Annotated in this window: 16 protein-coding genes; 10 read left to right on the forward strand and 6 right to left on the reverse strand. The window is 74.6% G+C overall.

Going from position 1 to position 20410, the window contains the following annotated elements:
• Positions 1–92: 92 nt before the first annotated feature.
• Positions 93–1613: a hypothetical protein gene (locus NQZ70_RS21740; RefSeq protein WP_129575913.1), complete on the forward strand. Its 1521-nt coding sequence runs from the start codon at positions 93–95 to the stop codon at positions 1611–1613.
• Positions 1614–1656: 43 nt separating this feature from the next.
• Here the strand turns inward: NQZ70_RS21740 and NQZ70_RS21745 are convergent, their stop codons facing one another.
• Entirely contained in the window at positions 1657–2343 is a 687-nt protein-coding gene (locus tag NQZ70_RS21745; protein WP_207217912.1) for a hypothetical protein, read from the reverse strand.
• A gap of 191 nt (positions 2344–2534) precedes the next feature.
• Here NQZ70_RS21745 and NQZ70_RS21750 point away from each other — a divergent pair, with 191 nt between their 5' ends.
• Together NQZ70_RS21750 and NQZ70_RS21755 are read left to right on the forward strand one after the other, a co-directional pair.
• Positions 2535–2885, forward strand: coding sequence for a BolA family transcriptional regulator (locus tag NQZ70_RS21750; protein ID WP_044988516.1), 351 nt, complete (start codon positions 2535–2537; stop codon positions 2883–2885).
• A 14-nt stretch (positions 2886–2899) separates the two neighbouring features.
• Positions 2900–3712 carry a metallophosphoesterase gene (locus tag NQZ70_RS21755; protein ID WP_237245501.1) on the forward strand — a complete coding sequence of 271 codons (813 nt, stop codon included), beginning with the start codon at positions 2900–2902 and terminating at the stop codon, positions 3710–3712.
• A 101-nt stretch (positions 3713–3813) separates the two neighbouring features.
• Here the strand turns inward: NQZ70_RS21755 and NQZ70_RS21760 are convergent, their stop codons facing one another.
• Positions 3814–5166 (reverse strand): Rpn family recombination-promoting nuclease/putative transposase, encoded by a 1353-nt coding sequence (locus NQZ70_RS21760; protein ID WP_272829141.1) that lies wholly within the window; start codon positions 5164–5166, stop codon positions 3814–3816.
• A gap of 82 nt (positions 5167–5248) precedes the next feature.
• A complete protein-coding gene (locus tag NQZ70_RS21765) occupies positions 5249–5665 on the reverse strand; it encodes an HPP family protein (protein ID WP_129575916.1) in 417 nt (138 codons plus the stop codon).
• A gap of 732 nt (positions 5666–6397) precedes the next feature.
• Between NQZ70_RS21765 and NQZ70_RS21770 the strand changes: the two genes are divergently transcribed.
• From NQZ70_RS21770 to NQZ70_RS21785, 4 genes are all read left to right on the forward strand, one after another.
• Positions 6398–7225: a hypothetical protein gene (locus NQZ70_RS21770; RefSeq protein ID WP_129575917.1), complete on the forward strand. Its 828-nt coding sequence runs from the start codon at positions 6398–6400 to the stop codon at positions 7223–7225.
• Between the two features lies 1 nt (position 7226).
• Entirely contained in the window at positions 7227–11255 is a 4029-nt protein-coding gene (locus tag NQZ70_RS21775) for a serine/threonine-protein kinase PknK (RefSeq protein ID WP_129575918.1), read from the forward strand.
• Positions 11256–11709: 454 nt separating this feature from the next.
• A complete protein-coding gene (locus tag NQZ70_RS21780) occupies positions 11710–12621 on the forward strand; it encodes a triacylglycerol lipase (RefSeq protein WP_129575919.1) in 912 nt (303 codons plus the stop codon).
• Positions 12622–12671: 50 nt separating this feature from the next.
• Positions 12672–13679, forward strand: coding sequence for a lipase secretion chaperone (locus NQZ70_RS21785; protein ID WP_129581493.1), 1008 nt, complete (start codon positions 12672–12674; stop codon positions 13677–13679).
• A gap of 84 nt (positions 13680–13763) precedes the next feature.
• On the opposite strand, the gene NQZ70_RS21790 is transcribed toward NQZ70_RS21785, so the two are convergent.
• Together NQZ70_RS21790 and NQZ70_RS21795 are read right to left on the reverse strand one after the other, a co-directional pair.
• On the reverse strand, positions 13764–14366 hold the full coding sequence (locus tag NQZ70_RS21790) for a hypothetical protein (RefSeq protein ID WP_129575920.1): 603 nt from the start codon (positions 14364–14366) through the stop codon (positions 13764–13766).
• A gap of 469 nt (positions 14367–14835) precedes the next feature.
• Positions 14836–15510 carry a hypothetical protein gene (locus tag NQZ70_RS21795; protein ID WP_129575921.1) on the reverse strand — a complete coding sequence of 225 codons (675 nt, stop codon included), beginning with the start codon at positions 15508–15510 and terminating at the stop codon, positions 14836–14838.
• A gap of 7 nt (positions 15511–15517) precedes the next feature.
• On the opposite strand from NQZ70_RS21795, the gene NQZ70_RS21800 reads away from it, so the two are divergent.
• Positions 15518–15844 (forward strand): hypothetical protein, encoded by a 327-nt coding sequence (locus tag NQZ70_RS21800; RefSeq protein ID WP_165374092.1) that lies wholly within the window; start codon positions 15518–15520, stop codon positions 15842–15844.
• Positions 15845–16070: 226 nt separating this feature from the next.
• Here NQZ70_RS21800 and NQZ70_RS21805 read toward each other — a convergent pair whose 3' ends face one another.
• The gene (locus tag NQZ70_RS21805) at positions 16071–17639 is read right to left on the reverse strand and encodes a GMC family oxidoreductase (RefSeq protein WP_165374093.1); all 1569 of its coding nucleotides are present in this window, start codon (positions 17637–17639) and stop codon (positions 16071–16073) included.
• Positions 17640–17786: 147 nt separating this feature from the next.
• Here NQZ70_RS21805 and NQZ70_RS21810 point away from each other — a divergent pair, with 147 nt between their 5' ends.
• Both NQZ70_RS21810 and NQZ70_RS21815 read left to right on the forward strand, forming a co-directional pair.
• A complete protein-coding gene (locus NQZ70_RS21810; protein ID WP_129575922.1) occupies positions 17787–18131 on the forward strand; it encodes a molybdopterin oxidoreductase in 345 nt (114 codons plus the stop codon).
• A 181-nt stretch (positions 18132–18312) separates the two neighbouring features.
• Positions 18313–20154, forward strand: coding sequence for a serine/threonine-protein kinase (locus tag NQZ70_RS21815; RefSeq protein ID WP_129575923.1), 1842 nt, complete (start codon positions 18313–18315; stop codon positions 20152–20154).
• Positions 20155–20410 lie beyond the last annotated feature (256 nt).

Here is a 20410-nt window from a genome sequence, read left to right on the forward strand (position 1 = left end):
TTGAGCTCGCTGTCCAGACATGACGGGGAATGTCCGATGACAGGATTTTCCTGACCTCTGTTTGGGTCGAGGAGGTTAGGATCCTTGGACCGATGCCGCGAATTTCTGACGCCACGCTTCGCGCCCAGATCCCGACGGCCCTCCTCATCGGCGGCGATCAGGCGCTGCTAGAGCGCTGCCAGGCGGCAGCGATGGACGTGGGGATCGTCGTCAAGGCGTGCCCCGTATCGATGGCCGCGGCGCTGGCGGAGGAGCGCCGGCCGGTGGCCATCGTGGTGACGTCGTCGACCTACGCGCTGGCGCCCGAGGGGTTCGAGGAGATCGCGCGCGACGTGGTGAGCACGCTGGTGCGCGTCGACGAGACGCTGACGGACGACGAGCTCGGGGCGATGCTCGGCACGGCGGCGCGCGAGAGCCGCAAGCAGCGCTCGTGGCAGCTCACGCCGGGGCGCTACTCGCTGACGCCCGGGGACGACGGCACGGGGCCGTGCTCGGAGCGCTGGACCCTCGGGGGGATGACGGACGCGCCGTCGCGGCGCGACGCCGAGGCGACGCCGCTGCCGCGGTCCGGGCCGCGGAGCGCGGGCGCGCAGGAGCTCGCGTTCCGCGAGCGCGTGGCGGCTGCCGTGGCCTCGCAGCGGCCGGAGCGCTGGGCGGCCGGCGGCCAGGGCGAGGCGCCGCACCGCCCGCTCGATCCGGCGGCGCCGCGCGCGGAGCGCCTGGGTGTGATGGCGTTGACGTCGCGCGCGCGCCGGGAGCTGCCCTCGTCGCCGCCGGCGCCGGCGCCGACAGGCGTGGTGGTCGCGCGCCGGGACGCGTCGGTGCCGCCCGCGGACAGGGCGGGCGCGTACGCGCGGCGGGACACGCCGATGCCGGCCTCGCAGCCGGCGGGCGGGTACGCGCGGCGGGATACGCCGATGGCGGGCTCGCAGCTGGCCGCGACGTACTCGCGGGGGGCGACGCTGCCGGCCGCCGCGCATCCGCGGCGGGACACGCCGGCGCCGCTGTCGCAGCCGGCCGCCGCGTACCTGCGGCGGCAGCCGGGGGTCGCGGTTCCGCGGCGGGACACGCCGGCGCCGCTGTCGCAACCGGCGGCGCCTGGCTCGTGGCAGGCGGCCGGGGCGCCGTCCCGGCGCGAGACGCTGGCGCCGAGCTCGCGCCCGGCCGCGCCGAGCTCGCGGCAGGCGGCGCCGAGCTCGCGGCAGGAGGCCGGGGCGCCGTCCCGGCGCGAGGCGCTCGTGCCGAGCTCGCGGCCGGCCGCGCCGAGCTCGCGCCCGGCGGCGCCGCTGTCGCAGCCGGCGGTGCCGAGCTCGCGGCGGGAGGCGCAGCTCGCCGGGGCGCCTCTTCGACGGGAGACGCCGGTGTCGCCCTCGCAGCGGGGCGCGGGGCACCCGCAGCCGGAGATGACCGCGGGGCAGATGGGCGCGGCACCGTCGCAGCGCGAGGCGCTCGCGCCGGGTGCGCTGGAAGGTGAGGCCTACGGCAGCCATTCCACGCCGCCGCCGAGCTCACACCGGGCGCCGCCTTCCTCCCGCAGAGCTCAGTTCCATGTCGACATCGCTTTGCTGTTCGACGAGCGAGGCCTGCCGCGCGCCGATCCAGAGGAGAAATGATGCCTCGGCCGGGCTGGAGCGGCGCGGGGCAACGGCGAGCGGGCTAGCCGCCGTCCCCGCCCGAGCCGCCACCGCCGCCCGAGCCGCCGTCCCCGCCCGCGCCGCCATCGCCGCCCGAGCCGCCACCGCCGCCCGAGCCGCCGTCCCCGCCCGCGCCGCCATCGCCGCCCGAGCCGCCACCGCCGCCCGCGCCGCCATCGCCGCCCGAGCCGCCGTCCCCGCCTGCGCCGCCGCTGCCGTCTTCACACGACGCCGCGACGGTCAGCGACAAGCTCCGGGTGAGCGGCTCCTGCTTGCTCTCGCCGCCGAGGATCGGCTCGCCCGCGTCGCTCACGGCGGCGATGGTGATCTCGAGCTCACCGTAGCGTTCCTCGGGATCGAGCGCGCCGAGGCGCACGTCGATCACGCGGCCGGCCGCGGCGTTGTTCCTCTCGCCGTCGACGCTGAGCACGAGGTGCCCGCACTGCCGGTACGTCAAGCAGGTGCCGGGAGGGCGGAGGAGGAGCTCGGAGACCGTCACGCTGATCGGAACCGTCGGGCCGTCGTCGGAGGAGGCGTCCGAGGGCTCCCCGATCGCGACGCAGGCGCCGTCCTTCGGGCTCACGATCTCGAGCTGGGGCACTCCGGTCGGGCCGGGGGCGGTCGACGTCTCATCGTCGCTGCAGCCGGAAGCGCCGGCGAGCCCGGCGACGAGGACGAGCGCGAGCCGCGCAACCATCGGAGATGCCATGCCGCGCGGTTTATCCGTTGGCGTGGCGCCGGGCAATCCCTTCGTCCACGGCGGCCCTCCTGCGGCCCGCGGAGCGCCCTCCCGCGGCCCGCGGAGCGCGCTCCCGCCCGGGTCCCGGCGGGCGGGCGCTCCTTCGCGGCGGCGCTCATCGGGTGACCGGCGGCGCGGCCGAGGCTAAGCTTCGCGCGGCCATGACGACAGCGACGAGGCAGGAGTCGATCCAGAGCAAGCTCGCCCGCGCGCTCGAGCCCGTGCACCTCGAGGTGGAGAACGAGAGCCGCATGCACAGCGTGCCGGCGGGCTCGGAGACGCATTTCAAGGTGCTCGTGGTGAGCGAGGCGTTCCGGGGCCTGAGCCCCCTCGAGCGCCACCGGCGCGTCAACGAGGTCGTACGCGAGGAGTTCGGCGCCGGGCTGCACGCCTTGACGATCCGCGCGATGACGCCGGACGAGTGGGAGCGGCAGGGGAGCGCGGGGTTCCGCTCGCCCGCGTGCCTCGGCGGCTCCAAGGGGACGCCGGATCCCGGCGCGGCGTCGAGCTGAGCGGCGAGGCGCGGATGGAGCTCGTCGTCGCGCTCGTCTCGGACCTGCACTTCGGCCCGCAGGCGTCGTTCGGGGGCAAGCTGCGCAAGCTCACGGGCGAGGCGCCCGCGCTGACGCGCGCCTTCGTGGAGCGGATGAACGAGGTCACGCGGCCCGACCTCGTCGTGAACCTGGGCGACGACATCGAGGACGAGGGTCCGGAGGCCGATCGGGCGCGCTACGGCGAGTGCATCGCGGCGCTCCGCGGCGTGCGGGCCGAGCTCTTCCACGTCGCCGGCAACCACGACGTGGTCCACCTGAGCGAGGCCGAGCTGCTGTCCGCCTGGGGGAGGCCCGAGGTGACGCGGCTCCACTACGCGTTCGACCGCGGCGGGTACCACTTCACGGTCCTCCACACGCGCGAGCGCAAGGATTGCGACGTGTCGGTGGGGCCCGAGCAGCTCGCCTGGCTCGCCGAGGACCTCGCGGGGACCTCGCTGCCCAAGGTCGTGCTGATGCACCACAGCGCGGCCGATCAGGATCTCCGGGGCAACCGCTGGTTCGAGGGGAGCCCGCACATCTGCCTCGTGCGCGAGCGGCGCGCGATGCGGAAGCTCTTCGAGGAGCACGGCGTCCTCGCGGTCTTCAACGGCCACCTGCACTGGAACCACCTCGACGTGATCCGCGGCATTCCGTACGTGACGCTCCAGAGCCTGATCGAGAACCTCGACGACGACGCGCCGGGCCGCCCCGCGGCGGCGCACGCCGTGGTGCGCCTCGGCCCGAAGCGCATCGTGGTCGCGATCGAGGGCGCGGAGCGGGCGCGGTACCAGTTCGACCGGCGGTAGGAGGCGGCGGCCGGCGGCTCCGCGGGCGCTTCACCTCCGACCGGGGGGGTGCGGCCGAGCGGGCGGCCGCCTCGGGGCGGGCGTGGCGGCGTTTCCCCGGATCAGACCCGCCGCGCGCGTTTGCGTGCCGCAGGGCGCCGCGTCGCTGCGGGGCGCTCGCCGTCCTCGGCGAGGACGTCCTCCGGCGTCGGGGCCGTGAGCACCCGCGTCGTCCAGGCGACGAGCGCCGCCTCGTTCGCGGCCAGGATCCGGGCGCTCACGTCGGCAGGCACGGCGCCGAACCGGGCCGCGAGCAGCTCCAGGAGCGTCTGTGCGCGGCCCTGCGCGCGCCCCCTGCGCTCGCCTCTGCGTTCGATCTCGTCCAGCGCGTTCACGATAGCCTCCTGGGCCCGCGGGCCCGCCGCTTTCTCCAAGAGCCGTCCGATCTTCCGCGCGCTGAAGCGCGCGTGCGTGGCCACAAGATAGCGCAAGAGCGCCTCCAGGGCAGCGAGCCCGCTCGGCGCCTGCAGCACCTCGTCCAGCGCAGCCGCGATGCGCCCGATCTCCCGCTCGAGCCGCGCGTCGTCGCCGGAGACCGACAGGCACCACAGCACCACCTTTCCCAGCGCCGTCAGCGCCTGCTCCACCAGATCGCCGGCCCGCCCGCCGCTCACGTCGATCAGCCGCAGCTCGAAGCGCGGTATGTGCGGCAGGAGCGCCGCCCGCGCCGGACCATCGATCGCGACGATGTCCTCGAAGGCCCTGGCCGCCGTCCACCCCGTGTCGCTGTGATGGACCAGCACCGGCATGATCGGCGGCAGCTTCTTCAGTCCCGGCTGTTCGCGGACGAGCTGCTCCCACAGGCGCATCATGTACAGGCCCATGCGGAAGACCATCAGCGCCTCGACGTCGCGCTGCTGCTCGACGATCACGTAGAAGTAGACCCGCCCCTCTCCGACCCTGGCGGAGAGCACGAGATCGCTATGGCGGCTGCGCAGCGCGCGGTCGACGAAGCTGCCCTTCTCGACGCGCAGCGTGCCCCATCGCACGGCCGCGACCAGCGGCGGCGGCAGCGCGGCCCTCAGCAGGCCGACGGCGTGCTCGCGCTGGGAGAAGGTCCACTGGAACAGCGCATCGTGGGCGAGCTCAGCGCACGCTTGCGCGGCGACTTCGGCATGGGGCAACCCTCGATGACCGACGCGCAGGAGGCAAGTCCTCGGCAGAAGAGTCGATGCGCACGCGATAGAATGATTTTTCAGCGTACGAGTAACGTGAGAGCGAATATGCCAGCTTCCGCGATCTCGCGCCGCATTCGGTGGCAAGCAGGAAGCCTTCCGTGCAATGCACAAGGAGACTCCGGCGCTTGCTGAAGCGGCCCCGATTCGTGCTGAAATCGCCTCCGCATTCTCGAGGACGCCGGGCGAACCATCGGCTTCGACGCGCCGGTGCCGCTCGAGACGCCGAGGTGTCGGCACGCGTCCCAACGAGCCATCCTGTGGCCGCGTCCATGTCGCTGGTGAGGAGAGCGATCCGGCTGCCCTCCGGGCGCCGGTGGCCTCAGGCGGAGGTCGGCGGGAGCGGCAGAACCCGCTCCACGAGGTAGCGCAGGATGTCCTGGGGCGTGATGATCCCGACGAGCCGCCCCTCGCGCACGACCGGCAGATGGTGGATCCGGTTCTCGCGGAGCAGCGTCATCACCTCGTCGGTGGGCATGAACTCGTCCACGCAGATCGGCGGGGTGCTCATCACGTCCGCGGCCGTCATGCCCTCGTACTCCTCGCGCAGGAGCACGCCCAGGAGATCGGTCTCGCTGACGAACCCGACGATGTGGTGCCCCTCGTCGATGACCGGGGCGCCGCTCAGGTTCTGCTTCGCGAACAGCTGCAACATGTCGGTGACCGGCGTGCCCTGCTCCAAAGCGATCACGCGCTCGGTCATCAGATTGCGGGCATGGCCCTTCATGGTCTGCGGCATGTAATGATCAAGGCGCAGCGGCGTCAAGGGCACATCGACGCACCGCGCCGAGCAGTCCGTCTAGCCGCCGTTCGCCCCCCGCCCGCGGCACGCCCCTCGATCGAGCGAACGCCGCGGACGGCCGCGCGTGGACAGGGCGCCCCCGGCCCAGACGAGCCAGCGCTGCCGTCCCCGCCACCCCGCGACCGGGGCGGCGCCGCGCCCCCGCGAGTCGACCGCGGACCCAGGGGAGGCCGGCCCCGCAGGTCGGCAGACCACGACGGCCACGGCCTCCGCCCCGACGACGCCAGCGCGACTCTCCACCCCGACGACGCCAGCGACGCGCGCCCCGCGCTCCGCCCGGCAGGAGGGTGGCTGTCAGCACCTCATCGCGCCTCCGCCGCTCACCGCGCCTCCGTCCCCGGTGCGAGCATCGCTGTTCGTGATGGCGTGGACAGAGCGGTGGTCTCGCGCCGACAGAGCGTTCGCTCCGCGACACAAAAAAAAAGAGCGTATTGCGTGCGCGTCGGTCTTTGCCACGCGGTTTATCAGTGACATCTTTCCACGTGTCGCCGTAGCGGCGCTGACTCACGTCGGCCGCTCCGGCCTTGTAGGCTTCTTCTCGGCTCGTGCATTTGAACCAAGATGTACGCACCGGCGTTCGATGCGAGCCCCCGTGGTCCGCGTTCCGGCGCCGGTCGTTTCGGGAGCTCATGGGCGAAGCGCTCATGGGCATCCCAGGGGGCGTTAACCATGGAGCATTCGCCGAAGCTGGCTTCTCTCGTCCTGACCGTCGCCGCGCTCTCCACAGGCGCCTGCGCGGCCCCGCTCGACCCGGAACCCTCGGCGGAGGCCGAGGACGGCGACGCGTCCCAGGCCGTCGGGTCGAACAACGCGCTGACGTCGAACGCGCTGACGTCGAACGCGCTGACGTCGAACGCGCTCACCGCGAAGGCGCTGACATCGAACGCGCTCACCGCCGAGGCGCTCTCGGAAAGCCCGCTCACGGCCGAGGCGCTCCGCGACCCGGCCGCGCGCGCCGTGCTGAAGTACATCGCGAGCTGCGCGCTGCCGCGAGGCGAGCGCCTCACCCTCGCGATCGACGGCGACGAGCGCTCCTTCCCGGGAGAGCTCGGCCTCGCGCCGCGCTGGGGAAAGGAGGGCGGATCCTGCGACGGCGCGTGCCGGAGCTGGGTCAGCGGCTGCGTCCTCGCCCGCGTCAACTACCTCGGAGAGCGGGTGAGGATCTCCCTCCGCGGCGCTCGCGCGGAGCTCCTCGCCGACAAGGTCGAGCGCGCCGCGTTCCCCGTGCGGGAGGCGACGTACTACGGCGACATCTTCGCGGAGCGGCCCCTCTACCACGCGTGCCTCCCGAAAGAGACCTCGGCCATCCCCCGCGTCTGCGGGCCGTCGCTCGATACATGCGCGATCGAGGTCGCCGGATCGTGCGAGCGCCTGTGCGACGCGCCGAGCAGCGACGGGAGCTTCCGGAACTGCCGCGGCACGGACCACGTCCGCTCGGGCGAGCTCGCCGTCGAGGAGGTGCCGCACCCGGGCTCGGTCACCGTGTTCCTGCGCTGACGTGAGCCACGCGGAGGTCGTCGCAGGGCGCTTCGTCCTCGAAGGTGAGGCCGCCGCCGGAGGGATGGGCACCGTCTACAAGGCGCACGACCGCCTCGGCGGCGCGTCGGTCGCCCTCAAGATCGTCCGCCTGAGGAGCGCGATCCAGGTCGAGCGGTTCGAGCGGGAGGCCGCGCTCCTCGCCTCGCTCGTCCATCCGGGCATCGTGCGCTACGTCGCGCACGGCAGCACCCCGGAGGGCGACCGCTACCTCGCCATGGAGTGGCTCGACGGCGAGGACCTCGCCGCGCGCCTCGCCCGCCGCGTCCTGCCCGCGAGCGATGGGCTCTCGCTCGTGCGCCGGGCCGCCGACGCCCTCGCGTTCGCGCACGCGCGCGGCATCGTCCACCGCGACATCAAGCCGAGCAACCTCTTCCTTCCCGGCGGCGACGCGGGGCGCGTCAAGCTCGTCGACTTCGGCATCGCGCGCCCCAGCGCGGACGCGGGGCGCGTGACCATCACCGGCGGCGTCCTCGGCACGCCCGGGTACATGGCCCCCGAGCAGGTCGAGGCCAGGAGCGCGCCCGATCCGCGCAGCGACGTGTTCTCCCTCGGGTGCGTCCTCTTCGAGTGCCTCACCGGCCAGCCCGCCTTCGCGGCCGCGAGCCCGATGGCCGCGCTCAGCAAGATGCTCCTCGAGGATCCGCCCCGCCTCCGCGACCTGCGCGCGGACGCGCCCGCGCCGCTCGACGAGCTCGTCGCGCGCATGCTGTCGAGGCTGCCCGGCGATCGCCCGCGCGACGGCGCCGAGGTCGCGGCGGAGATCGACCGGATCGCCGCGGTGGCCGGCCCGTGGATCGCCCCGCCCGACGCGCCGACGCTGTCGGGGAGCATGCCGCCCGGCGCGCCGCCGCGCGCGGGGAGCGCGCCGGGCCGCGGCCCCGGCCCGCGCGAGCGCGCCGCCCTCACGCTGGACGAGCAGCGCGTCGCGAGCCTCGTCTTCCTCGGCGCCGCCGACGACGGCGCCCTCGCCGAGCTCGACCGCGCCCTCGGCGAGGCCGGCTCTCCGCCCGCGTCGAGCTCGCGCGCCGCCGAGATCCGCGCGCTCGTCGAGCTCCACGGCGGCAGGCTCACGCAGCTCACCCCGGGCGTGGACCTCGTCGTGATGTCCGGCCCCGGCAGCGCCGTCGACCGCGCCGAGCGCGCCGCCCAGTGCGCGCTCGCCCTCCGCGCCGAGCTGCCGGGCGCGCCGCTCTGCGTCATCACGGGGCGGGGCGTCTTCTCCGCGGGCGTCGCCGGGGGCGACGCCATCGACCGCGGCCTCGCCGAGCTCCGCGCCGCGCGCGACGCGCGTGGAGCGCGCGCCGTGCGCCTCGACCCGGCGACCGCCGACATGCTCGGGCCCCGCTTCGTCGTCGCGCGCCCCGCGCCCTCGGCGCCGGGCGAGCCGCTCGTCCTCTCCGGCGAGCGCGCCGTGGACGAGATCGCCCCCGCGCTGCTCGGGAAGCGCACGCCCTGCGTCGGCCGCGCCCGCGAGCTCTCGATGCTCCACGGCGCGCTCTCCGGCTGCGTCTCCGAGTCGCTCGCGAGCGCGGTGCTCGTCGTCGGGCCGCCCGGCGCCGGCAAGTCCCGGCTCCGCCTGGAGCTCTTCGCCGCCCTGCGGCAGCAGGACGAGCCGGTCGAGATCCTCTGGGGCCGCGCCGACTCGAGCTCCCCCGGCTCGCCGTTCGGCATGATCGCCGACGTCCTCTGCCGGGCCGCGGGCCTCCGCGAGCGCGACCCGAAGGCGGCGCGCCACCGCAAGCTGAGGCAGCGGCTCGGGCGCCACCTCGACGGCCCGCCGCGCGAGCGCGCCGCGGCGTTCCTCGGCGAGATCGCCGGCGCGCCCTCGCCCGAGCACGCCCGGCTGCTGCGCGCCGCGCGCCAGAGCCCCGCCGGCGTGAGCGACGGCGTGTGGGCCGCGTGGGAGGACTGGCTCGCGGCCGAGTGCGCCGCGCGCCCGGTGCTCCTCGCGCTGGAGGACCTGCACTGGGGCGACGCCGCCACCGTGCGCCTGCTCGACGCGACCCTGCGGAACCTCCGCGAGCTGCCGCTCCTCGTGCTCGCGCTCGCGCGCCCCGACGTCCACCAGCGGTTCCCGAACCTGTGGGCCGAGCGCGAGGTGCAGACGATCAAGCTCGGACCGCTGCCGCGCCGCGCGGGCGCGGAGCTCGTGCGCGCGGCGCTCGGCGAGCCCGTGCCCGAGGGCGTGGTGGCGCACCTGGTCGAGCGCGCCGGCGGCAACCCCTTCTACCTCGAAGAGCTCATCCGGGCGGTCGCGAGCGGCAAGGGCGAGCTCCTGCCCGACTCGGTGCTCGGCACGGTCGAGGCGCGGCTCGACGCCGAGGGCAACGAGGGCAAGCGCGTGCTCCGGGCGGCCAGCATCTTCGGCGATCGCTTCTCGAAGCGCGGCGTCGCGGCGCTGCTCGGCGGCGAGGAGCGCCTCGCCGACGTCGAGGCGTGGCTCGGGGCGCTCGCCGACCGCGAGCTCGTCGCGCCGGCCTCCGGGTCGGGGGGCCTCGCCGACGCCGCCGACCACGTCTTCCGCCACACGCTCGTCCGCGAGGCCGCCTACGCCATGCTGACCGAGCACGATCGCGCGCTCGGCCACCGGCTGGCGGGCGCGTGGCTCGAGCGGGGCGCGTCCGCGGATCCGCAGGTCGTGGCCGAGCACTTCCGGCGGGGCGGCGAGCCCGGCCGCGCGGTGCGCTGGTACCGGCGCGCGTCCGAGCAATCGCTCGAGGCGAACGACCTCTGCGCCGTGATCGAGCGCGCCGCGAGCGGCGAGGCGTGCGGCGCCGCGGGCGAGGACCTCGGCGCGCTCCGGCTTGTCGCGGCCGAGGCCAAGGTCTGGGAGGGCGATCTCGCCGCCGCCGAGGCGCTGGGCGCATCCGCGGCCGAGCTGCTCCCGGCCGGCTCCCCCGGGTGGTTCCGGGCCGTGACGCAGATCGCCGCCGCCGCGGGGAAGCTCGGCGCCGTCGACCGCGTGGCGGGGTGGGCCGCCATCGCCGAGGGCCTGTCCGCGGCGCGCGATCCGGCCGCGCCGCCGCCCTCCGGCGCGCCGGCGCTGCGCCGCGCGCGGATCGCGTGCTTCTGCGAGTGCGGCGCGCAGCTCGTCTTCGGCGGTCGCTGCGCCGAGGCCGACGCCCTGCTCGCGCGCATCGACGAGGACCTCCGCGCGCCCCCGCCGCCCGACGCCGAGCTCGTCGCGATGGCGCAGCAGCTCCGCGCGATCCGCGCCTCGGCCGGCGGCGACCCCGAGGCCTGCCTCGAGGGCCTCGAGGCGGCGCTCGCGGCGTTCGAGCAGGCCGGGGACAGGCGCAGCGCCTGCGTGATCCGCGCGAACCTCGGCTTCATCTACGCCGAGCTCGGCGAGCTCGAGGCGGCCGAGGCGGCCCTGCGCGCCGCCCAGGAGGCCGCCGATCGGATGGGGCTGCGCGAGCTCGCGACCGTGGCGCTGCACAACCTCGGTCACGCGCTCGGGCAGCTCGGCAAGCTCGACGAGGCGCAGCTCGTCGAGCGGCGCGCGGTGGATGCGTTCCAGCAGCGGGGCGACCTGCGCATGGAGGGCGTGGCGCGGACGTACCTCGCGAAGATCGCGCTGCTCTCGGGCGACGCCGCGACCGCCGAGCGGGAGGCGAGCGCGGCCGAGGCGGCGCTGCGCGTGGCCCCGCGGCTGCGCGCGCCCGCCATGGCGGTGCGCGCGCGCGCGCTGCTCGCCGGCGGCCAGGTCGCGGCGGCCCTCGGCGCGGCGCGGGCGGCGTTCGGCGAGCTCGCGGCGCTCGGGTCCCTGGAAGAGGGCGAGTCGCTCGTGCGGCTCGCGTACGCCGAGGCGCTCGCGGCGTCCGGCGCGCACGCCGAGGCGGCCGCCGTGCTCGCCGACGCAAGAGAGAGCCTGCTCGCGCGGGCCCAGCGCATCGCGGACCCACGGCGGCGCGAGCGGTTCCTGACCGCGGTGCCGGAGAACGCGCGCATCGTCCTGGGCGCCGCGTCGATCGAGCCAGCTGGCTAGCCCCTGGCGCCGCGGCGAGCCAGCCGGCCCGAGGGGTGCATTCACCCTCCGCCTCGCCCGCCCGTGCGCATCCGCTTCCCGCGCGGTTCGGCGCGACACGGACGGTTTGACGCCGCGCCGCTCATGGCCTGTCGCGTCGCCTGGACCATCGTGACCGGTGCGGTGGCGGACACCTGTCTGCCGATTGTCCAGGATGAGCGAGGTGCTTATTGCGCTGAGAGCCTGTGAGTTCTGCTTGATTCGAATTAAAAAAATACTCTATCAGAGGTGACAGGTGATCAGACGAGCTCATTCCTCCAACACGCGCGCCGTACTACCCACCACCGTCACACCTGCTCGAAATGGGCAGAGAGTCGAGAGAAAACGAGGGGCTGGGTGCCGAATGTGGATTGACGCATTGCGCTGTGCCGCCGGCGCTGCCGTCCTGCTGCTCTCGCAAGGATGCGTTGCGTCGATGGATGAGGCGGCGGGCGAGGAGCGCGCCGACGTCGGCGAGGCCGCCCAGGCGTTGAAGAGCTATGCGAAGACGCAGTATCCCATCGTGCTCTGTCACGGGATGGCCGGCTTCAAGGCGATGTTCGGTGTGGTCGACTACTTCGGTGGGATCGCGTCGACGCTGCGCTCCGGCGGAGCGGAGGTGTACGCCACCTCCGTGCCCCAGTTCGACAGCACCGAGGCGCGCGGGGAGGCGCTGCTCGCCCAGGTCGAGGATATCGTCGCGCGCACCGGGAGCGGGAAGGTCAACCTGATCGGGCACAGCCATGGAGGGCTCGACGTCCGGTACGTCGCCGCGGTGCGGCCGGATCTCGTCGCCTCGGTGACCACGATCGGGTCGCCGCACCAGGGGGCCGAGCTCGCCAGCTATCTCCAGGAGAACCTGCGCGACGGCGGCTTCGCCCAGGGGGCGCTCTCGTTCCTCGCCAACAGCCTGGGCACGGTGCTCAGCCTGCTCAGCGGGCATACGGCGCCTCAGGACTCGATCGCCGCCGTGAAGTCGCTCTCGGCCGATGGGATGCGCGAGTTCAACGCGCTTTACCCGGCCGGGCTGCCCGCCAGCCGGTGCGGGCAGGGCGCCGCCGAGGAGAACGGCGTGCGCTTCTTCTCGTGGTCGGGGACAGGGATCATCACGAGCCTCCTCGATCCGACCGACGTGACGCTCGGGCTCATCTCCAAGCTGTACTCGGAGTCGAACGACGGGATGGTGGGCAGGTGCAGCTCCCACTTCGGGGAGGTGGTCCGCGACGATTACGGGATGAACCACCTCGACGAGGTGAATCAGCTCTTCGGGTTTATCAACCTGTCTGGCCCGAACCCGAAATCCGTGTTCCGGGCGCACGCGAGCCGCCTGAAGAACCTCGGTCTCTGATCCGGCGAGGGCCCGTGGAGCGTCGTGGAAGGAAGGTTGTCTTCGCGGCGATGGCGGTCGCCGCGCTGCTCGGCGCCGGGCGGCTCCTCTCGCGGGAGCGGCCCAGACCGGCCGCGTCCGCCGCGCGGACGAGCGGGCTGGCCGCGCGCTCCTTCCGCGCGGAAGTGCGGCCGGCGCTGTCGACGGCGCCGGCCCCGGCGCGGGTCCGGCATGCGCTGTCGGTCGCGCCCCCCGCGGCCGCTCTGCCGCGGCCGTCCGCGGCGCCGTCGCTCCGCGGCACGGACGTCGACGGCGCGGTGCTCGTCGACGCGAACGGCGATCTGATCGTCGGCCCCGAGCTCCTCGCGTTGTTCGACTACTTCCTGAGCGCGGCCGGCGAGGAGCCGGACGCGGCGATCCGCGCCCGCATCGTGGCGGCGATCCGGGAGCGCGCGGCGGGGCGCGCGGCGGACCAGGCGATCGCCCTGCTCGACCGGTACCTCGGCTACCGCGAGGCGGCCGGCGCGGCGCGCGCCGCGCAGGCGGCCGATCCGGCCGAGCGGCTCGCCGCGCTGCGCGAGATCCGGCGGGCGCACTTCGGCGACGAGGTCGCGGCGCAGCTGTTCGGCGACGAGGAGCGGGAGGGGGAGGCGGCGATCGAGGCGTCCCGCGTCCTCGCGGACGCGACCCTCTCGCCCGAGGAGCGCGACGCGCGGCTCGCCGAGGTCGAGGCGGCGCTGCCCGAGCACCTCCGCGAGGCGCGTGAGGCGGCGGTGCGCCCGCTCGTCCAGCAGGCCGAGGAGCAGGCGCTCCGCGACGCGGGCGCCTCGGACGAGGAGCTCCACGCGCACCGGGTCGCGACCGTGGGCCCCGAGGCTGCGGACCGGCTCGCGGCGCTCGACCGGCAGCGGGCGGACTGGCAGCGGCGCCTCGACGCGTTCGAGGGCGCGCGCGCGGCGATCGCGGCGACCGAGGCCGAGCCGGAGGCGCGGCGCGCCGCCGAGGAGGCGCTGCTCGCGCGCGCGTTCACGCCCGAGGAGCGGCTGCGCGTGCGGGCGATCCTCGGCCGTTCGCCGTGACCCGCGCGCCGGCGCCGGACGCGCGCGCCGGCGCGCCGCGGGGCGCTCCGCGACGCGGGCGCCGGCGGGGACCTCGAGCCGCGGCTACATCGAGCCCTGGATCGAGAGCCCGAGCCCGTCGGGGGTGACGATCGGCGCTGCGCCCACCTGGAGCACGCTGCCGCGCTTCATCGGCACGCGCACCTGCCGCGGCATGGCGATGCCGCCGAGCAGCATCCCGAGGCCGACGGCCTGGCCGGCGCCCAGGACGGAGAGGCCGACCGCGCCTGCCGCCGAGTGCCGCCCCGTGCCGAGGTGGATCCAGGGGCCGGCGAGGGGGATGAGCAGCGTGGTGGGCCTGGCCGAGGCCCTGTCGCGCTGCGGGACGAGGGAGCATGCGCACTTGGTGCAATGGGGCACGAGCCGGGTGTGCGGCCGCTCGAGGCTGAGGGCGGCGCCGTAGATGGCCGACGCGGTCCAGAAGCCGCTCAGCGTGGACGCTCCGGCGATGATCCAGCGCCGCTTCTGGGGGTTCGCGACGTAGGTGGAGGCGGCGTGCTGCGTGGGAATCGAGGCGCGGTGCGGCCCGAGGCGGCCTTGCGCTCGCGCCTGCGCCTGCGGCGAGGTGCGCTGTGCAGCGTCGTCCGCGGAAGCGCTGGAGACGCCGAGACAGAGGCCGAGCCCGAGAAGCCCGGCGAGCCCCCCCACGACGCCTCTCCTTCTTGTCGACCTACCGCTGTTTCTCCCCGTCTTCGAAGTCCGCATGAGCCCCTCCCGGTGCCACGAAGCGCACCTGCGCTGGGGAGAGCAAGTCGCGGACCTCTCCTGCAGAGGCCTCTCGCGCCGATGGGCGCGAAAGCCCGAGATCCGCGCCGCGCAGGCACAGAGAGCACAGAGGGCACGGAGAGCACAGAGGCTCTCTGGGATTCTCTCCGAGTCCTCTGCGCCGCCGGGATTCCTCTTCCTCGAGGGGAGACGCCGGGTCCTGCGTCCGGGGACGACCTGGAGAGAGGCGCTCTCCGCGAGGCGCTTGACTTCCGAGGGGGCCTGTGGAGTTCCTGTCGGGCGCCGTCCATCACCGCCGCAGCAGCCGCCCCTGACGTCCCGACGCGACCGGGCTGGTTCGAGAGGATCTGGCATCGTTCCTCGCGCACGCCGATATGCCTGCGTCAGGGCGTCAGGGCGTCAGGGCGAAGCAGTAGATCCCTCCGTAGCCGCCGCCGGCGCCGACGGTGACCGAGCCCGGCGGCGGACCTCCCGTCTGCGCGATATTGACGCCCGGCGCGCACCCCGGTGCATCGTGGGACGATATCCAGTGGTTCCCGCTCATGCCCCCGCGGCCGCCCCTCGGCCACGAGTGTCCGAGGCGCGGTTCCCCCGAGGCCCTGTCGCCTGCCGCGCTCGTCCAGTCCTTGCACGTCGCCGTGGCGCTGTAGAGCCGCCCCTGGTCGTTGGAGCCCGTCAGGGTGTCGTGGTTGTCGACCTCGGGTTGGCTCGGATCGGGCTGGTGGTTGGGGACGCCGTCCTCGTTCGGCAGATCGTCGATGATCGCCTCGTCGGCCCCGCTGGGACGCGTGTTGAGCAGCTCCTTCTTGTCGTTCGCGACCAGCCGGCCGAGCCGGTCGTACCAGGGCCCCTCGCCGATCCGGTCGATCGCGTCGACCTGTTTGCCGTCCTCGCCCGCCACGGCGCTCAGGTATGCGCGCCATGTCTTGCTTCCTGCGCCCGGGAGGCTCTTCTCGGCGATCGTCGTGCAGATCTTGTCCGCGCCGCGGAGACCGGCGCCCGGCCCCGTCTCCCCGAAGCGAAAGTCGCCGCCGAATCCGTCCTGGGAGCCCGACAGCTCGCGCATGGCGGCGATGCTGGTTACGAAGAAGCTGAACTTCTCGGTCGTCCCGCCGCCGGAGGTGGACGAGGTGGCATCGCCGCCGGAGGTGGACGAGGTGGCATCGCCGCCGGAGGTGGACGAGGTGGCGTCGCCGCCGGAGGTGGACGAGGTGGCGTCGCCGCCGGAGGTGGACGAGGTGGCGTCGCCGCCGGAGGTGGACGAGGTGGCGCCGCCGCCGGAGGTGGACGAGGTGCTGGTCGCTCCCCCGCTCGAGGCGGCCGCATCCGAGTCCGAACCGGAGCAGCCGACCACGTGCGAGAACAGCGCGAGGGTTAGAGGCAGCAACAAGGGGCGATAAGTGCCTGTCATGGTCTCCGTTTCCTTTTCCTCGTTAAGCTCGAGGGGCAGCCGCGCCGCGGAGCGGCGAGGCTCATTGTATAGGAGAGCGCTCTGGCAGGTCTTGCCCTCTCGGGGCACTGCGAGCTGTCGTTGCACGAGGTGAGCCCCGCGATCACCGCCGGATGCTCGAACGTTGGCTGACCGGCCGTACTCGCCGGCGAGGGGGCTCTCGCTCCCTGCGCCGGCTAGACCGCGCCCTCGCGGAGCCACTCGCCGAAGCGCTCGCCGATCATCAGCGCGGTCAGGTTCGTGTTCACGCTCGGGATGGTCGGCATGATGCTCGCGTCCGCGACGATCAGGCCCTCGACGCCGCGGACGCGCCCGCGCCCGTCGACCGCCGCCGCCGCGTCCCCCTCGGGCCCCATCGGGACCGTCCCGCACGGGTGGTAGCCGGAGCCGCAGCTCCGGGTGATCCACCGCTCCAGCGCCTCGCGCCGCATCAGCGTGCGCTCCCTGGGCCACAGGAAGAAGCCGAGCTCGCGCATCGGCGCGGCGCGGGCGACCTCGTACGCGAGCGCCAGCGCGTCGACGGCGCGCGCGCGATCGTCGCGGTCGACGAGCATGTTCGAGACGATGCGCGGCCGCGCGTGCGGGTCGGCGCTCAGGTACTCGATGCGGCCGGCGCCGCGCGGCTTGCCGATGCAGCACGCGATGGCGAACGCCGGGATCGTGAGGCGCGGGTGCACCGGGAAGAAGGACCCCGGCTGGAGCTGCATGTCGTTCGGGTACGGACTGCCGCGCGACGTGTAGCGGAGCACCGTCTGCACGAGCGGCTGGCGCAGGACGTCGATCAGCCCGCGGCGGCGCGGCCACAGGCCGATGGCCGCCCCCGGATGATCGAGCAGCCGCGCCCCCACCGCGGGCACGTCGGACATGGGCTCGACCCGGAGCCGCGCGAGCTCTGCCCGCGGCCCGATGCCGCTGCGCAGGAGGATCCCGGGCGTCGCGATCGCGCCCGCGCTCAGCACCACCTTCCGCGTCGCGACGACCTCGACGCGCCCGTCGGTCTCGACCTCGACCCCCTCGACCCGGCGATTCCGCACCAGCACCCGCCGCACCGTCGTGCGCGGCCGGAGCCGCAGGTTCTCCCGCCGGCGCACCTCGGCGGTCAGGTAGCAGCGCGCCGCGCTCATGCGCTGGCCGTCGATCTTGTTCATCGCGTGCGGCCCGACGCCATCGGGCGCCTGCGGATCGTTCGTGTCCGCGCACTCGCGGTAGCCGAGCGCCCTGCACCCGTCGACGAACGCCGCCTGCCACGGCACGAGCTCCTCGCGCCGCGCCCGGCGGATGGGCACCGGGCCGCCCTTGCCGTGCCACGGCTCGCCGAAGTCGCGGTCGTCCTCGAGGCGCTTGAAATAGGGCAGGCAGGCGTCGAAGCCCCACTCGGGCAGGCCGAGCGCGGCCCACTCGTCGTAATCGTACGGCATGCCGCGGATCGCTATGCACGTGTTCACCGCCGACGAGCCGCCGACCACCTTGCCGCGCGGGAACAGGAACATGATCTGCCCGGGCGTCGGCCGGTGGCGGTAGCCCCAGTCGTGCGCGAGCCACGAGTTGCGCGTGCCGTCCCGCAGGTCGGCGGGCAGGCGCGCCGCGTCCGGGTAGTCCGGGCCCGCCTCGAGCAGCAGCACCTCGCGATCGGCGCGCTCCGTGACGCGCGCCGCGATCACCGCGCCGGCCGAGCCGGCCCCGACCACGACGAGCTCAGCGGCCGCGGCCGGGCGGGAAGAAGAGGACGGAGACGATCGAAACACCTTGGAAACTCGACCTACACGGGATCGCTGCGCCAGGCAACGTGCCCTCGAAACCGGCCGCGCCGTATCACTCCCGTGCAGCCGAATCGCACCCCACGCGGCGCGCCGAAGGGCGCGCTCGTCCGGTGACTCGCCCGGGAGGCCACGTTGGAAACACCGAGGTTCATACAGGGGGTCTACGCGTTCGAGGGGCAGGGGCTGGAGCGGCCGGTCCCCCTCCGCCCCGTGGTCGGGTACACGGTCCCGCGGGACAAGCGCGCGCAGCTCATCTACCTGCGCGCCGGCAACTCCACGCCCGAGCTCATCTACCTCTTGCTCGAGCGCGACGGCCAGCCGATGCGCTACTTCCCGATCGGCGCCAAGGCGGCGATCCACGTGCCGCTCGTCATCGTCGAGGACGTCCCCCCGGAGAGCGTGCTGGAGCTGTCCGTGGGCGCGCCGGAGGACGTGCGCGGCCTCGCGACGATCGACATCGGCCTGGCGGAGATCTGAGCCATGCAGCGGAAGCGCAGGCTCGTGGTGATCGGCGACGGCGGCGCGGCCGGGGGCTGAGCGCGCCCTCCGCGGCGAGGACCCGGCGACCGCGCCGGCGGGCGCTTTGCGGCGCCCCTTCAGCGCGCGTCCGGGGGTACGCTACGGGAGCGCGTCGCCCGCGGCGCCGCCCCCTCTCGCCATGCTCGACCTCACGACCGCCGCATCGCTCGCCCCCGGCACCGTCCTCGGGGGCGATTTCCGCATCGTCCGTCCCCTGAGCCAGGGGGGCATGGGCGCCGTGCTCGTGGCCGAGCAGCTCTCCACCGGCAAGCAGCGCGCGGTGAAGCTGATGCACGCGCAGCTCGCGCAGGACCCGCGGTTCCGCGAGCGCTTCGAGCAGGAGGCGAGGGTGGGGGCGCGCATCGAGAGCGACCACGTGGTGGAGGTGGTCGCGGCCGGCGTCGATCCGGCGACGCAGACCCCGTGGCTCGCGATGGAGCTGCTCGACGGGGCCGATCTGTCGACCGTGATCGCGCAGCGCGGCGCGCTGCCGCCCGACGAGGTCCGCGAGCTCATGGGGCAGCTGTGCCACGCGCTCGCGGCGGCGCACCGCGCGGGCGTGGTGCACCGCGACCTCAAGCCCGAGAACGTCTTCATCGCGCGGCCGCGGCAGCAGAACGTCCGCTTCAAGGTGAAGGTGCTCGACTTCGGCGTCGCGAAGATCGTGGCCGAGGCGCGGGCCACCACGGCGCTGACCGCGTCGGTCGGGACGCCGCTCTGGATGGCGCCGGAGCAGACCGAGGCGTCCCAGCACGTCACCCCGGCGTCGGACGTCTGGGCGCTCGGCCTGCTCGCCTTCGCGCTGCTCACCGGGCGCATGTACTGGCTCGAGCCGAGCCGCGGGCCGAGCGCCTCGGTCATGTCGCTGATGCGCGAGGTGCTGTTCGTCCCGCTGGAGCCGGCGTCCGCCCGCGCCGCGCGCCTCGGCTGCCCGCACCTGATCCCCGCGGGCTTCGACGCCTGGTTCGCCCGGTGCGTCGCGCGCGACGCCCGCGCTCGCTTCGCCGACGCCGCGCAGGCCATGGCGGCGCTCGATGCCGTGCTCGCCGCGGCCGTCCACCGGCCCGCGACCCCGCTGCCCGGGCCGTTCGCGCCGGCCCCGCCGGCGACCACGGGCCTGACCTCCCCGACGCTCGCCGGCACCGACGTCGGCGGCGTGGCCGGCGGCACCCTGGTGCCGGTCCCGGCCCGACCGGCGCGGAGGGAGCCCTGGGGCCTGCTGCTCGCGATCGCCGGCGGCGGGCTGCTCGCCGTCGCCGCCCTCGTCGTCGGCGGCGTCGTGCTCGTCCAGCGCCTGCGCGCGACCGAGCCCCAGGTCCTCCCGCCGCCGTACGGCAGCGCGGGCGGCGCCGGCGCGACCCCCGGCAGCGCCCCGGCGCCGCCGGGCGCCGCGACGGCCGGCGACGTCGACCTGGCCGGCACGTACGACATCGCCTCGTCGCGCAACCCGGGCGGGCAGGGCAGCTACGCGGGCAACGTCCTGCTGTCGCGGAGCGGGGACACGTACCGCATCGCCTGGATCATCACGAAGGGCGCCGGCTACGAGGGGATCGCGTTCTTGCAGGGGCAGACCCTCGCCGTGGGCTGGGCGAGCGGCGGCCCGTACGGCGCGGCCGCCTACCGCATCGAGGGCGATCGACTCCGCGGGCAGTGGATCGCGAGCGATCGGCCCGGCCAGATCGAGGCCGAGACGCTGCAGGGGCCCGAGGGGTTGACCGGCAGCTACCGCATCGTCGAGGGGAGCCGGCAGGGGACGGTCGTCATCGCGCGCACGGGCGACACGTACGCGGTGACCTGGACGCTGAGCACCGGCGCGCTGAAGGGGGTGGGCCTCCGCACGGGAGACCAGCTCGTGGTGGGCTGGTCGCCGGGGCAGCCGGTCGGCGTGGTGAGCTATGCGATCGAGGGCAGGCAGCTCACGGGGCGATGGGCCAGCCTGGGCAGCTCGCAGGCGGGGGCGGAGACGCTGCTCCGGCGCTGAGTCGCGCCCTCGGCGCGGGCCGTCGAGCGCGCCGAGCCCGGACCGCCCGCGCAAAGTACGAGCACGACGTCGCGCTGGCGGTTGCGGCAGGGCGAGCTCCAAGTATCTTCTCGCGAGCTCCGATCGCGTCGATCCAGCGAGGAATGAACCGCCAAGGCAGGCCACTGAAGTGCGTTTCCTTGCGCGAGGCTGGCATAGACAGCGCCCCAGGTAGCTGGCGGGCTCGGCAGCTTCGATGGAACCGGTTACGCCGCAC

The organism is Sorangium sp. So ce836 (assembly GCF_028553905.1).
GTDB lineage: Bacteria > Myxococcota_A > Polyangia > Polyangiales > Polyangiaceae > Sorangium > Sorangium cellulosum_D.

Bases quoted from the DNA above. Each gene is read 5' to 3' on its own strand.
- NQZ70_RS21765 (WP_129575916.1), bottom strand. From the start codon at position 5,665: ATGCCGCAGACCATGAAGGGCCATGCCCGCAATCTGATGACCGAGCGC.
- NQZ70_RS21795 (WP_129575921.1), bottom strand. From the start codon at position 15,510: ATGCGCGAGCTGTCGGGCTCCCAGGACGGATTCGGCGGCGACTTTCGC.
- NQZ70_RS21755 (WP_237245501.1), top strand. From the start codon at position 2,900: ATGGAGCTCGTCGTCGCGCTCGTCTCGGACCTGCACTTCGGCCCGCAG.
- NQZ70_RS21770 (WP_129575917.1), top strand. From the start codon at position 6,398: ATGGAGCATTCGCCGAAGCTGGCTTCTCTCGTCCTGACCGTCGCCGCG.
- NQZ70_RS21750 (WP_044988516.1), top strand. From the start codon at position 2,535: ATGACGACAGCGACGAGGCAGGAGTCGATCCAGAGCAAGCTCGCCCGC.
- NQZ70_RS21785 (WP_129581493.1), top strand. From the start codon at position 12,672: ATGGCGGTCGCCGCGCTGCTCGGCGCCGGGCGGCTCCTCTCGCGGGAG.
- NQZ70_RS21780 (WP_129575919.1), top strand. From the start codon at position 11,710: ATGGATGAGGCGGCGGGCGAGGAGCGCGCCGACGTCGGCGAGGCCGCC.
- NQZ70_RS21800 (WP_165374092.1), top strand. From the start codon at position 15,518: ATGCTGGTTACGAAGAAGCTGAACTTCTCGGTCGTCCCGCCGCCGGAG.
- NQZ70_RS21745 (WP_207217912.1), bottom strand. From the start codon at position 2,343: ATGGCATCTCCGATGGTTGCGCGGCTCGCGCTCGTCCTCGTCGCCGGG.
- NQZ70_RS21815 (WP_129575923.1), top strand. From the start codon at position 18,313: ATGCTCGACCTCACGACCGCCGCATCGCTCGCCCCCGGCACCGTCCTC.
- NQZ70_RS21740 (WP_129575913.1), top strand. From the start codon at position 93: ATGCCGCGAATTTCTGACGCCACGCTTCGCGCCCAGATCCCGACGGCC.